The 14,466-nt window shown below is 67.4% G+C and carries 2 protein-coding genes; both read left to right on the top strand.

What is annotated here, in order from left to right; translation table 11 throughout:
• Positions 1 to 64: 64 nt before the first annotated feature.
• Positions 65 to 3,475, top strand: coding sequence for a non-ribosomal peptide synthetase (locus NJ69_RS09020; protein WP_039578248.1), 3,411 nt, complete (start codon positions 65 to 67; stop codon positions 3,473 to 3,475).
• Positions 3,472 to 14,454: a non-ribosomal peptide synthetase gene (locus NJ69_RS09015; RefSeq protein ID WP_052192078.1), complete on the top strand. Its 10,983-nt coding sequence runs from the start codon at positions 3,472 to 3,474 to the stop codon at positions 14,452 to 14,454. The genes NJ69_RS09020 and NJ69_RS09015 overlap by 4 nt, the downstream gene beginning before the upstream one ends.
• Positions 14,455 to 14,466 lie beyond the last annotated feature (12 nt).

The raw sequence follows: 14,466 nt of genomic DNA, 5'->3' as shown, positions 1-14,466 counted from the left end.
CATTCGTTCTTGTTGATGCGAGCGGACCTTCCGCTCGCGCCGCCGACCAGCAAGGACCGAAGACATGAATGCCGCAGACGCCCAGACCCTCTCCCGTCGTTTCATCGAGCTGCCCGAGGACAAGCGCCGCCTGTTTCTCGACGGGATGCGGCGCGAGGGCATCGACTTCGCGCAACTGCCCATGCCGTCCTGCGAGGGGCTGGCCGAGCGCGATGGCCTGTCCTATGCCCAGCAGCGCATGTGGTTCCTCTGGCAACTGGAACCGCACAGTGCCGCCTACAACCTGCCGATGGCGGTACGCCTGGACGGCGAGCTGCAGGTGGCGGCGCTGGAGCAGGCTTTCAACCTGCTGGTCGAGCGCCACGAGTGCCTGCGTACCACCTTCGCCCAGGACGGCGAGCGCGCGGTGCAGCGGGTGGCGCCTGCCGCGCCGCTGCGCCTGCAACTGATCGACCTCAGCGACTGGCCCGAAGCCTCGCGCTGGGCGCAGGCGCAGCAGCAGATGGCGGCCCAGGCCAACCAGTCCTTCGACCTGGAGCGCGGGCCGCTGCTGAGCATCGTGCTGCTGCGCCTGGCCGCGCAGGAGCACGTGCTGCTGCTGACCTTGCACCACATCATCGCCGACGGCTGGTCGATGAATATCTTGATCGATGAATTCATGCGCAGCTACGACGCCCTGGTGGCCGGCCAGTCGCCGTCGTTGCCGGCGCTCAAGGTGCACTACCGCGACTACGCCCTGTGGCAGCGCAGTTGGCTGCAGGCCGGCGAGCGCGAGCGCCAGCTTGACTACTGGCGCGAGCAATTGGGCGATGAGCACCCGCTGCTGGAACTGCCCACCGACCGCCCGTACCCGGCGCAACCCAGCCATCAGGGCGAGCGCCTTGAGCGCGTGCTCGACAGCACGCTGCGCCAACAGCTCAGGCAACTGGCGCAGGCCCACGGCGTGACCCTGTCCACGGTCCTGCTGGCGGCCTTCAAGACTCTGCTTTTGCGCTACAGCGGCCAGACCGACATTCGCGTCGGCGGCCTGATCGCCAACCGCACCCGCAGCGAAACCGAGGGGCTGGTCGGCTTCTTCGTCAACACCCAGGTGCTGCGCAGCCAGCTCGACGCGCAACTGCCGTTCGATGCGCTGCTGGCGCGGCTGCATCAGGCCGTGGTCGGTGCCCAGGCCCATCAGGACCTGCCGTTCGATGCGCTGATCGAAGCCCTGCAACCCAACCGCAGCCAGAGCCACACACCGCTGTTCCAGGTGATGTTCAACCATCAGCCGCTGGTCACCGACCTGCACAGCGTGCAGTTGCAGTCAGGTTTGCGGGTCGGTTACCTGAGCGAGCAGCAGCTGGCCGGCAGCGGTCGTCGTCATGCCGCCACCAGCGACCTGATGCTCGATACCCGCGAGGAAGGCGAGCAGGTGTTCGCCGCCTTCACCTACGCCACCGACATTTTCGACCACGCCACCATCGCGGCGCTGGCTGATCACTGGCAGCAGGTGCTCCAGGCGGTGTGCCGCGATGCCGGCCAGCGCCTGGGCGAACTGGCGCTGATGAGCGACGCCCAGCGCCAGGCGCTGCTGTACCCGGTCGCGCCGAGCGAGGCACTGCTGCCGGCCCACCGCTTGTTCCAGGCCCAGGCCGCGCGCACGCCCCAGGCTCAGGCGCTGGTGCTGGCCGGCGTCGACCAGGCGCCGTCGATGAGCTACGCCGAGCTCGACGCCCGCAGCAACCGCCTGGCCCATCACCTGCGTCAGTGCGGTGTCGGTCCTGACCGACTGGTCGGGGTCGCGCTGGAGCGCTCGCTGGAACTGGCCGTGGCCTTGCTGGCCGTGCTCAAGGCCGGCGGCGCCTACGTGCCGCTGGACGTGCAAGCCCCGGCCGAGCGCCTGGCTCAGGTCTGCGAGGACAGCGGCTTGCAGTGGCTGCTCAGCGACAGCACCGTGCTGCCTGCGCTGCCGACCCAGGAGGGCCTGACCTGCCTGTGCCTGGACCGCCTGGCCCTGGACGCGCTGCCCGCCGAGCCACTGCCGTGCAGCGTCGAGCCACAGCACCTGGCCTACGTCATCTACACCTCCGGCTCCACCGGACGCCCCAAGGGCGTGGCGGTGAGCCATGGCGCCCTGAGCGAATTCATCGCCCGCGCCATCGACTACAGCGACCTGCGTGAAGGCGACCGCGTATTGCAATTCGCCACCAGCAGCTTCGACGGCTTCATCGAGCAGTTCTTCCCACCGCTGTGTCACGGCGCCTGCGTGGTCATGCGCGATGGCCGGCTGTGGGACAGCGCGGCGCTGCACCAGGTGCTGATCGAACACGGCGTGACCCTCGCCGACCTGCCTGCGGCCTATTGGCACTGGCTGGTGCAGGACTTCGCCGCGCAGCCGCCGGCCAGCTACGGCGCGCTGCGCCAGGTCCACGTCGGCGGCGAGGCCATGGCGGTGGACGGTCTGCGCCTGTGGCACCTGGCCGGGCTGGGTCACGTGCGCCTGCTCAACACCTACGGCCCCACCGAAGCCACGGTGGTCAGCACCGTGCACGACTGCAGCGCGCTGCGCCACGACGCGGTGTCCTGGCGTGGCATCCCCATCGGCCGTGGCTTGGCGGCCCGTCGCCTGTACCTCCTGGACGACGATCTCAACCTGCTGCCGCCCGGCGCGGTGGGCGAGCTGTACATCGGCGGTCCGGGCCTGGCGCGCGGCTACCACCGCCAGAGCGCACTGACCGCGCAGCGCTTCGTCGCCGATCCGTTCGCCAGCGGCGAGCGGCTCTACCGCACGGGCGACCGCGCCCGGCTGAATGCCGAGGGCGCGATCGAGTACGTCGGCCGGGTCGATCACCAGGTCAAGGTGCGCGGTTTCCGCATCGAGTTGGGCGAGATCGAGGCGCGCCTGCAGCAATGCCCGGGCGTGCGCGAGGCCGTGGTGCTGGCGTTGCCACTGCACGGCGGCCTGCAGTTGGTGGCCTACGTGGTGCCGGAGGGCGCGGTGCTGGATGAGGCGGCCGAGCAGGCGCGCGTGCGCCAGCAGGTGCGCAGTCTGCTGAAGGCGCAATTGCCCGAGTACATGGTGCCGGGCCATCTGCTGCTGCTGCCGCGCCTGCCGCTGACCGCCAGCGGCAAGCTCGACCGCAAGGCATTGCCGATCCCGGACCCCGGTCAGTTGCAGGCCCAGTACCGGGCGCCGCAGAGCGACCTGGAGCAGCAATTGGCGCAGATCTGGTGCGAGGTGCTGCAGGTCGAGCGGGTCGGGCTGGACGATCACTTCTTCGAGTTGGGCGGGCACTCGTTGCTGGCCGCCCAGGTATTGGCCCGGATCAAGGATCGCCTGGGCCAGGTGGTGGCGCTGCGCAGCCTGTTCGAACGGCCGACGCTGGGCGAGCTGGCTGCTGAGCTGACGCAACACGCGGCAGGCGGCGCCGACGCCGACGATTGGTCGGAAATGGACGCGTTTCTGGGTTCCTTGGAAGGGGTTGAAGCATGAGTGGCAGCACGGCGGTACGTATTGCACAACGGTTCGTCGGCTTGCCCCTGGAGCAACGCCGGCAATTCCTGGCCAAGCTGCGCGAGCAGGGCAAGGACTTCAGCCTGTTGCCGGTGGTGGAGTCGCGCCACGGCGTCGACAGCCTGCCGCTGTCGTTCGCCCAGCAGCGCCTGCTGTTCCTCTGGCAGTTGGAGCCGCACAGCGCGGCGTACAACATGGCGGCCGCCCTGCGCCTGCGCGGGCGACTCGACGAACAGGCGCTGCAACGCGCCTTCGACCACCTGTTGGCGCGTCACGAAGTGCTGCGCACCGTGTTCGTCACCGAGGGCGAGCAACCGCGTCAAATGGTCCTGCCGCCATCGCCACTGCCGTTGCAGCGCATCGACCTCAGCGCGGTTCCCGGCGAGCAGCGCGAAGCCGCTTTGGCGGCGCAGGTCGAGCAGGCCAGCGAGCAGCCTTTCGACCTGCTCAGCGGGCCGCTGCTGCGCGCCAGCCTGTACCGGCTGGCGGACGAGGAGCAGGTGCTGCTGGTGAGCATGCACCACATCGTTTCCGACGGCTGGTCAATGGACGTGATGGTCCGTGAGTTCGTGCACGGCTACCAGGCCTTCAGCCAGGGCCAGATGCCGCAATTGCCGGACTTGCCGGTGCAGTACGCCGACTACGCGATCTGGCAGCGGCGCTGGCTGGAAGCCGGGGAGGGCGAGCGTCAGCTCGACTACTGGCGTGGACAACTGGGCGAGGAGCAGCCCTTGCTGGACGTGGCCAGCGACTTTGCGCGTCCGCTGACCCAGAGCTTCGAAGGCCAGACCTTGAGCTTCGACTTCGGCGCCGAGCTGTCGCGGCGCCTGAGTGCCAGCGCTCGGGCCCAGGGCATGACGTTGTTCATGCTGGTGCTCAGCGGCTTTTCGCTGTTCGTCTCGCGCCTGTCGGGCCAGCGCGATATCCGCATCGGTGTCCCCAACGCCAACCGCGGACGCGCCGAGGTCGAAGGCCTGATCGGCTTCTTCGTCAACACCCAGGTGTTGCGTTGCCAGGTGGACGAACGCCTGAGCTTCGATGCCCTGCTGGGCCAGGTGCGTGAGGCGGTGCTCGGCGCCCAGGCGCATCAGGAACTGCCGTTCGAGCAACTGGTGGATGCCCTGGTGCCTGAGCGCAACCTGGGCCACAACCCGCTGTTCCAGGTCAAGTTCAACCAGAACGTCGGCATGCAGCGCCAGCGCACCTTGGCGCTGCCGGGGCTGAGCGTGGCCGAGTACCCGCTGGACAAAGCCGGTACCCACTTCGACCTGGCGCTGGACATCACCGACGACGGGCAACTGATCCATGGCCAGATCACCTACGCCAGCGACCTGTACCGCGATGACACGGTGCAGGCGTTCATTCCGGCTTTCCTGCACTTGCTCGGGCAGCTGCTCGACGCGCCGCACCTGCCGCTGCACCGCCTGGCGCCGAGCGTCGCGCCGGTCGCTGCGTTCGCCGCTGTGCCCTTGGTGCTGGAGCAGTGGCAACGGCAGGTGCAGGCGCAGCCTGACGCCCTCGCGGCGCGCAGCCCCGAACAGCGCCTGAGCTTCGCCGCCCTCGACCAGGCGGCCAACCGCCTGGCTCACCACCTGCGCGCCCAGGGCATTGCCCCAGGCGAGCCGGTGGCGGTGCTGATGGAGCGGTCGCTGGACTGGCTGACCGCCTTGCTGGGCATCCTCAAGGCCGGGGCGGTGTACATGCCGCTCGACACCAAGGCGCCGGATGCGCGCCTGCAACAGATGCTCGCGGCCGCCCAGGCCAAGGCGCTGCTGGTCGCCGCCGATGACCCGCGCGTGCAGCGCCTTGAGGTGACCGGTTGCCAGGGCCTGGTGTTTTCGCCCGGGCAATGGCAGGCGCAGCCCGACTGCGCGCCGGTGCTGAGCCTGTGGGCCGAATCGCCGGCCTACATCATCCATACCTCCGGTTCCACCGGGCAGCCCAAGGGCGTGCTGGTCAGCCATGGCGCCCTGGCCAGCTACGTCGCCGGCCTGCTCGAGCGCTTGGCGCTGGCACCGCAGGCGAGCATGGCGCTGGTCTCGACCATCGCTGCCGACCTGGGTCATACCGTGCTGTTCGGCGCGTTGTGCTCGGGCCGCACGCTGCACGTGCTGCCCGAGGCGCTGGGCTTCGACCCGGACGCCTTCGCCCGCTACATGGCCGAGCAGCGCGTGGGTGTGTTGAAGATCGTGCCCGGCCACTTGGCGGCCTTGCTGCAGGCTGGTGAGCCAGCCGCCGCGCTGCCCGAGCATGCCTTGATCCTCGGCGGCGAAGCCTGCCCGCCGGCGTTGCTGGAGCAGGTGCGTCGGCTCAAGCCGGGTTGCCGGCTGATCAACCACTACGGCCCGAGCGAAACCACGGTCGGCGTGCTCACCCACGAGATCGCCGAGCTGGCCGCCGATGCGCGCAGCGTGCCGGTCGGCCAAGCGTTGCCCGCTGCCCATGCGCTGCTGCTCGACGACGTGCTCAATCCGGTGGCCGATCAGGTCGCCGGCGAGCTGTACATCGGCGGCGCCAGCGTCGCCCAGGGTTATCTGGGCCAACCGGGACTGACCGCCGAGCGCTTCGTGCCGGACCCGGCGCAGCCGGGGGCGCGGTTGTACCGCAGTGGCGATCGCCTGCGGCGTAATCGCCTGGGCCAATTGGAATTCATCGGCCGCGCCGACGACCAGGTCAAGGTGCGCGGCTACCGCATCGAGCCGGCCGAAGTCAGCCGGGTGCTGCTGGGCCTGGAGGGTGTCGGCGAGGCGGTGGTGCTGGCCGTGCCGATGGACGGCGATGCCGAGCGCCTGCATCTGGTGGCCTGGTGCGTACCGCGTGCTGGCCATGCGCTGGAGGCCGAGGTGCTGCGTCAGCAGCTGCAGGCCCTGTTGCCCGACTATATGGTGCCGACCCAGCTCGTGCTGCTCGAACGCCTGCCCCTGACCGCCAACGGCAAGCTCGACAAGCGCGCGTTGCCAGCCCCCGGTGCGCCACGGCAGCAGTTCGTGGCGCCGCAGGGCATCGTCGAGCAGACCCTGGCTGCGATCTGGTGCGAGGTGCTCAAGCTGGAGCAAGTGGGCAGCACCGACAACTTCTTCGAGCTGGGCGGCGACTCGATCCTCAGCCTGCAGATCATCGCTCGCGCCAAACGCCAGGGCCTCAAGCTCAGCCCCAAGCAACTGTTCGAGAAGCAGACCATCGGCCAGTTGGCAGCGGTGGCCAAGATCATCGAGAAAAAGACCGCGCAGCCGGTCGTGGAGCAGGTCACTGGCCACCTGCCGTTGTTGCCGATCCAGGCGCGCTTCTTCGACACCGACATCGTCCAGCGTGGGCACTGGAACCAGGCGTTGATGCTCCAACCGGTGCAGCCGCTGCGCGCCGAGTGGCTAAGCACGGCCTTGCATGCGCTGGTCATGCAGCATGACGCTTTGCGTCTGCGCTTTGTCCAGGGCGAGGCCTGGCAGGCCGAATTCCACAGTGCCGTGGACGCCGACCTGCTGTGGACCCGCCAACTGGACGACCCTGACACCTTGAGCGCGCTGGCCGACAGCGCCCAGCGCAGTCTCGACCTGAGCCACGGGCCGCTGCTGCGCGCCGTGCTGGTGACGTTGCCCGACGCTACCCAGCGCGTGTTGCTGGTGATTCACCACCTGGTGGTCGACGGTGTGTCCTGGCGGGTGCTGCTCGAAGATTTGCAGCAGGCCTACCGCGCCGTCGCCAGCGGGCAGGCCGTGAGCCTGCCGGCCAAGACCAGTTCGCTCAAGACCTGGGCCGAGCGCCTGGGCCTGTATGCCCAGTCTCCGGCGCTGCAAGCCGAGGCCGAGTACTGGCTGGCCTGCCTGGAAGCGCCTGTCAGCCCCTTGCCGCTGGACGATGCCAACGCTGCCCGCACCCAGCGCGAGGTGGCCCACGCCACGTCACGCCTGGACGCCCAGCAGACCCGCGCCTTGCTGCAAGTGGCGCCGGCGGCCTACCACACCCAGGTCAACGACCTGCTGCTGACCGCCCTGGCGCAGGTACTGTGCGAGTGGACCGACAGCCCGTCGGTGCTGATCCAGCTCGAAGGGCATGGTCGCGAAGACCTGTTCGACGAACTCGACCTGAGCCGAACCGTTGGCTGGTTCAGCAGCCTGTTCCCGGTGCGCCTGACGCCCGGCAGCGGCGCGCTCGGCGCCGGCCTGTGCGCCATCAAGGAGCAATTGCGTGGCGTGCCGAACAAGGGCATCGGCTACGGCATCCTGCGCTACCTGGGTGAGCCGGCACTGCGCGCACGTCTGCAAGCGGCGCCACAGCCCCAGGTCACCTTCAACTACCTGGGCCAGTTCGACGGCAGCTTCGCCGAGGCCGAGGGCGCGCTGTTCAGGCCTGCCCGGGAGTCGAGCGGCGCCACACAGGCCGAGGACAGCCCCCTGGGGAACTGGCTGAGCATCAACGGTCAGGTCTACCAGGGCGAGTTGGAACTGGACTGGAGTTTCAGTCAGGCGGTACTGCGTCCGGCGACCGTCCAGACCCTGGCCCGGCGTTACGAGCAGGTGCTGGGCGAACTGGTCGAGCACTGCGCTCGGGCACCGCACCAGGGCGTGACCCCCTCGGACTTCCCGCTGGCGAGCGTGACCCAGGCCCAGCTCGACAGCCTGGCGCTGCCCGCCAGCGATATCGAAGACCTCTACCCGCTGTCGCCCATGCAGCAGGGCATGCTGTTCCACAGCCTCTATGCCCAGGCGTCCGGCAACTACATCAACCAGTTGCGGGTCGATGTGCAGGGGTTGGACGTGGCCCGCTTCCGCCAGGCTTGGCAGGATGCGGTGAACGCCCACGCGGTGCTGCGCAGCAGCTTCCCGCAGGACCTGCCGGTGGCGCTGCAAGTGGTGCGCCGCCACGTGTGCGTGCCGTTCAGCGAGCATGACCGCAGCGCGTCGGCGACCCTGGTCGAGGACCTCGACGCGCTGGCCCTGGCCGAGCGCCAGGCAGGCTTCGACCTGGCGACAAGTCCGCTGCTGCGCCTGAGCCTGGTGCGCACGGGCGATGGCCGTCATCACCTGATCTACACCAGCCACCATATCCTCATGGACGGCTGGAGCAGTTCACGTCTGCTCGGCGAGGTGCTGCAGCGCTATGCCGGTGTCACGCCGGCGCTGGGCGAGGGCCGCTACCGTGACTACATCCAGTGGTTGCAGGTCCAGGATGTGCAGGTCAGCGAAGGCTTCTGGCACGAGCGCCTGGCGGCGCTGGACGAGCCGACTCGCCTGGCGCAGGCGCTCAAAGGCGGGGCGTCGGGCGAAGGGCAGGGCCTCCACGCGCTGGAACTCGACAGGGCGCAGACCCAGCGCTTGGCCGAGTTTGCCCGCGAGCAGCGGGTGACCCTCAATACCCTGGTGCAGGCGGCGTGGCTGATGCTGTTGCAGCGCTATACCGGGCAGTCGAGCGTGGCCTTCGGTGCCACGGTAGCGGGGCGTCCGGCGGACCTCCCAGGTATCGAAGAACAGCTCGGGCTGTTCATCAACACCTTGCCTGTGGTCGCCCGTCCACGTCCTGAGCTAAGCGTGGCGGACTGGGTGCAGCAGGTGCAGGCGTTGAACCTGGCCTTGCGCGAGCACGAGCACACACCGCTCTACGACATTCAGCGCTGGGCCGGTCGCGGCGGCGAGGCGCTGTTCGACAACATTCTGGTGTTCGAGAACTACCCGGTAGCCGAAGCCCTGCAGCAGGCTGCACCGGCTGGACTGCGCTTTGGCGAGGTGCGCACGCAAGAGCGCACCAACTACCCACTGACCGTGGTGGTGCAGGTGGGCGAGCGCTTGCAGGCGAGCCTGGGCTTCGATCTTGCCTGCTTCGATTCATCGGCCATTGCCCAGGTGGCCGAGCACTTCCAGCACCTGCTGCTGCAGTTGCCCGATGACGCCCAGCGTCCGTTGGGCGAGGTGGCATTGCCGCCGTTGCCGTTGCAGGCCATTGCTGACTATCCGAGTACGGAGTCGATTCACGCGTTGATCGAAGCCCAGGCGGCGCGCGTGCCCGAGGCCATTGCCCTGACCTTTGCCGGGCAGTCGCTGAGCTACGACGGCTTGAACCGCCGTGCGAATCGCTTGGCGCACAAGCTGCGCGAGCAGGGCGTGGGACCGGATGTGCTGGTGGGCCTGGCGGTGGAACGCGGGTTCGAGATGATCGTCGGGTTGCTGGCGATCCTCAAGGCGGGCGGGGCGTATGTGCCGTTGGACCCGGAGTATCCGCAGGACCGTCTGAGCTACATGATTGAAGACAGCGGTATTGCGCTACTGGTGACTCAACAGCACCTGCTGGCCGATCTGCCCGTGCCGGCTTCGGTGCGTAGCCTTTTGCTTGAGGCCGAGCTTGATGGCTACAGCGATGACAATCCTGAGCACCTGACTCAGCCGGATAACTTGGCGTATGTGATCTATACCTCCGGTTCGACTGGCAAACCAAAGGGCACCTTGCTCCCGCATCACAACGTATTGCGCTTGTTCAAGGCGACGGATGGGTGGTTTGGTTTCGGCGCTGATGATGTCTGGACTCTGTTCCACTCCTACGCCTTCGATTTCTCGGTCTGGGAAATTTTCGGCGCGCTGCTGCACGGCGGGCGTCTGGTGATCGTGCCGCGTGAGGTGACGCGCTCTCCTGAAGACTTCCACCAGTTACTGGTCGAGCAGGGCGTCACGGTGCTGAACCAGACGCCGTCGGCATTCAAGCCGCTGATGCGTGTCGCGTGTGAAAGTGCTTCCGACCTGGTCCTGCGTTCCGTCATCTTCGGCGGCGAAGCTTTGGACGTGCCTGCTTTGCAACCTTGGTTCGAGCGTTTCGGCGAAGGCTGCGACAACCTGGTCAATATGTACGGCATCACCGAAACCACGGTGCACGTGACCTACCGCCCGATTCGTTTCGAAGACACGCATCAGAGCAGCAGCCCCATCGGCGCTGCGATTCCTGATCTGTCGATGTACGTACTGGACGCCGATTTCAACCCAGTGGCCCCAGGTTGCAGCGGCGAACTGCACGTCGGCCACGCGGGCTTGGCACGCGGTTACCACAACCGGCCTTCGCTTACTGCCGAGCGCTTCGTACCCGATCCATTCTCTAGCGAGGGCGGTCGTCTGTACCGCACGGGTGATCTGGCCCGTTACCGCAGCCAGGCAGTGATCGAATACGTCGGCCGCATCGACCACCAAGTGAAGATTCGCGGTTTCCGCATCGAGCTGGGTGAAATCGAAGCCCGACTGCACGCTCACGAGGCCGTGCGCGAAGTGCTGGTGCTGGACATCGACGGGGCCGGGGGCAAGCAGCTTGCGGCTTATCTGATCGCGCAGGATGCGCAAGTCGATCACAGCGAACTGCGCGAAGTGCTCAAGCAACACCTCAAATCGCAACTGCCGGATTACATGGTGCCGACCCATTTCCTGGTGCTGAACGCCTGGCCGCTCACCGCCAACGGCAAACTGGACCGCAAGGCCCTGCCCAAACCAGACGCCAGCCAATTGCAAAAGGGCTACGTGGCACCGCGCACGGCACTGGAACAGCAACTGGCCGCGATCTGGAGCGAAGTGCTCAACGTCGAGCAGGTGGGTCTGCACGACAACTTCTTCGAGCTGGGCGGTCATTCGCTGTTGGCCACGCAAGTGACCTCACGCATCCGCCAGCGCCTGAACCTGGAAGTACCGCTGCGCGCGCTGTTCGAATCTGCGGATCTGACGACTTTCGCCCAGGCCGCCGCCGAGGCCAGCGGCAGTCAGGCACCCGCCTTCACCCACGCCGACCGCAGTCAGCCCCTGGCGCTGTCCTACGCACAGCAACGCCAGTGGTTCCTCTGGCAACTGGAGCCCGACAGCGCGGCCTACAACATTCCCTCGGCCCTGCGCTTGACCGGCGAGCTGGACGTGGAGGCCTTGCGCTACAGCTTCGCCTCGCTGATGGCCCGTCACGAAACCTTGCGCACCACCTTCCGCCAGCAGGGCGTCAGCGCCGAACAGATCATCCATGCAGCGTTGCCGGTCGCGCTGGACATCGTCGAGGCCTCTGCGCTCAGCGCCGATCTTCCGCGCTGGATCGAGCAGCAGGTGCGCCAACCGTTCGACCTGGAGCAAGGCCCGCTGCTGCGCGCACGCCTGCTGCGCCTGGCTGCCGACGAACATGTGCTGGTACTGGTGCTGCACCATATCGTCGCCGATGGCTGGTCGATGCCGATCCTCATCGAGGAGTTGGTCGACGGTTACCAGAGCCACCTTCAAGGCCGTGAACCCGTGCGCCCGGCCCTGGCCTTCCAGTACGCCGACTACGCGGCTTGGCAACGCCAGTGGATGGACGCCGGCGAGCAGCAGCGTCAGTTGGACTACTGGCAGCAGCAACTGGGCGGCGAGCAGCCGGTGCTGGAGCTGCCCACCGACCGACCGCGCCCGGCCGTGCAGCAGTACGACGGCGCACGCTTGCCGATCGACTTGCCACCGGCGCTGGTAACGCAACTGCGGCAACTGGCGGCACGTCAGGACGTCACCTTGTTCATGCTGCTGCTGGCCTCGTTCCAGACCCTGCTGCACCGTCACTCCGGGCAGGCGGCCATTCGTGTCGGCGTGCCGGTGGCCAACCGCACCCGTGCCGAGACCGAGGGCTTGATCGGATTCTTCGTCAACACTCAGGTGCTCGATGCCCATTTCAGCTCGCCACTGCGCTTCGACGCGCTGCTGCAGCAGGTCAAGCGCACCGCCCTCGGCGCGCAGGCCCATCAGGAGCTGCCGTTCGAGCAGTTGGTCGAGGCCTTGCAGCCGGAGCGCAGCCTGAGCCACAGCCCGCTGTTCCAAGTGATGTTCAACCATCAGGCCCAGGTCTCGGGCGAGGCGCGTCAGATCGCCGGACTGCACCTGCAGGCCATCACCGCCGACAAGCACAGCGCGCCGTTCGACCTGACCCTGGACACTGTCGAGCACCAGGGCGGGCTGAGCGCGACCTTCACCTACGCCACCAGCTTGTTCGATGCCGTCAGCGTCGCCCGATTGGCCGAGCACTGGCGCAACCTGCTGCAGGGCATCTGCGACGACGCCACGCAACCGGTCGAGGCACTGCCGCTGCTCGCGGTCGCTGAGCGTGAGCGCACGCTGTACCAGTTCAATGACAGTGCCACGGTCTATCCACGCGAGCAGAGCGTGGTGCAGTTGTTCGAAGCCCAGGTGGCTCGCACGCCGCAGGCCACGGCTGCGGTACTTGGCGAGCAGTCCCTGAGCTACGAAGCACTCAATCGACGGGCCAACGCGTTGGCTCATCACCTGCGCTCATGCGGTGTCGGCCCCGAAGTGCTGGTGGGCATCGCTGTGCCGCGCAGCTTCGATCTGCTGGTCGGTCTGCTGGCGGTGCTCAAGGCCGGCGGTGCCTATGTGCCGCTGGACCCGCAGTTCCCTCGCGACCGCTTGGCCTACATGCTCGAAGACAGCGGCGTCGAGCTGCTGCTGACCCAGAGCGCGCTGCTGCAACAATTGCCGATCCCGCAGCAGGTGCAGTGCCTGTGCCTGGACCAGGCGCTGCCAGGCAGCCTGCGCGAGGACAATCCACCGTGCCTCACCCAGGCGCAGAATCTGGCCTATGTGATCTACACCTCTGGCTCGACCGGCAAGCCCAAGGGCGTGACCATTCGTCACGACGCGTTGGTCAACTTCCTTTGCAGCATGGGCCGCGAGCCAGGGCTGGCGGCCCATGACAAGGTACTGGCGCTGACCTCGCTGTCGTTCGACATCGCGGCATTGGAGCTGTACCTGCCACTGCTGAGCGGCGCCTGTGTGGTGCTGCTGGACGAGCAGGTCAACAAAGACCCGCAGGCCCTGCTGGCGGTGATCGCGCGGCAGGGCGTGAGCGTCATCCAGGCCACGCCATCGACCTGGCGCATGCTGCTGGATGCTGCCGCGCCCCGGGCCTTCGCCGGCAAGACCGTATTGTGCGGCGGCGAAGCGCTCAGCGCCGAACTGGCCCAGCGGCTTATCGACCACAGCGGTCATGTGTGGAATGTCTACGGGCCGACCGAGACCACCATCTGGTCGGCCTGTCACTACCTGACCCACAGCGACGATGTCTGGTTGGGCCGGCCGTTGGCCAACACCCGCCTGCATGTGCTGGGTGACACGTTGCAGGTGCTGCCACAGGGGGCGCGCGGCGAGCTGCTGATCGGCGGCGACGGCCTGGCCCGTGGTTACCACCAGCGCCCCGGCCTCACCGCCGAGCGCTTCGTGCCCGATCCTTACGCCCGCGAGCCGGGGGCACGGCTGTACCGCACCGGTGACCTGGTGCGCTACCGCGAGGGTGGAGTGATCGAGTACGTCGGCCGTCTGGACCACCAGGTGAAGATCCGCGGTTTCCGCATCGAACTGGGCGAAATCGAAGAGCGTTTGCTGGCGCACCCGGCCGTGCGCCAGGCGTCGGTGATCGATATCGACGCTGCCACCGGCAAGCAACTGGTCGCCTACCTGGTGCTGCACCACGCCGAGGACAGCGCGGACAGCCTGCGTGCGGCGCTGCGCAGTCACCTCAAGGCGGGGCTGCCGGACTACATGGTGCCCAGCCACTGGGTGGACGTACCGGCCATGCCGTTGACGCCCAACGGCAAGCTCGACCGCAAGGCCCTGCCCATGCCTGACCCGCGCGCGTTGCAGCCTGGCCACGTGGCGCCGGTCAGCGAACTGGAGCGAACCCTGGCGGCGATCTGGGCGCAGGTGCTGCACGTTGAGCAGGTAGGGCTGCAGGACAACTTCTTCGAGCTGGGCGGCCATTCGTTGCTGATCGTGCAGGTGATCGCCCAGGTGCGCGAGCAACTGGGTGTCGAGCTGAGCCTGAACCAGTTGTTCGAACAAGCCACCTTGGCCGACTTCGCTCGACTGGTCGACAGCCTGCGTGGGCAGCGTGCCAGCGCCCATGACGAACTGACTAAATCCCTGGAGGCACTGAAACGTCTTACAGCACAGGAAATAGATAATCTGATCGCTTAGCGGGAGACTTTC

Source organism: Pseudomonas parafulva, from assembly GCF_000800255.1.
In the GTDB taxonomy this organism is placed as follows: domain Bacteria; phylum Pseudomonadota; class Gammaproteobacteria; order Pseudomonadales; family Pseudomonadaceae; genus Aquipseudomonas; species Aquipseudomonas boreofloridensis.
Note: the sequence above shows the minus strand (reverse complement) of the source record. Positions and strands in the feature narration are given on the sequence as shown.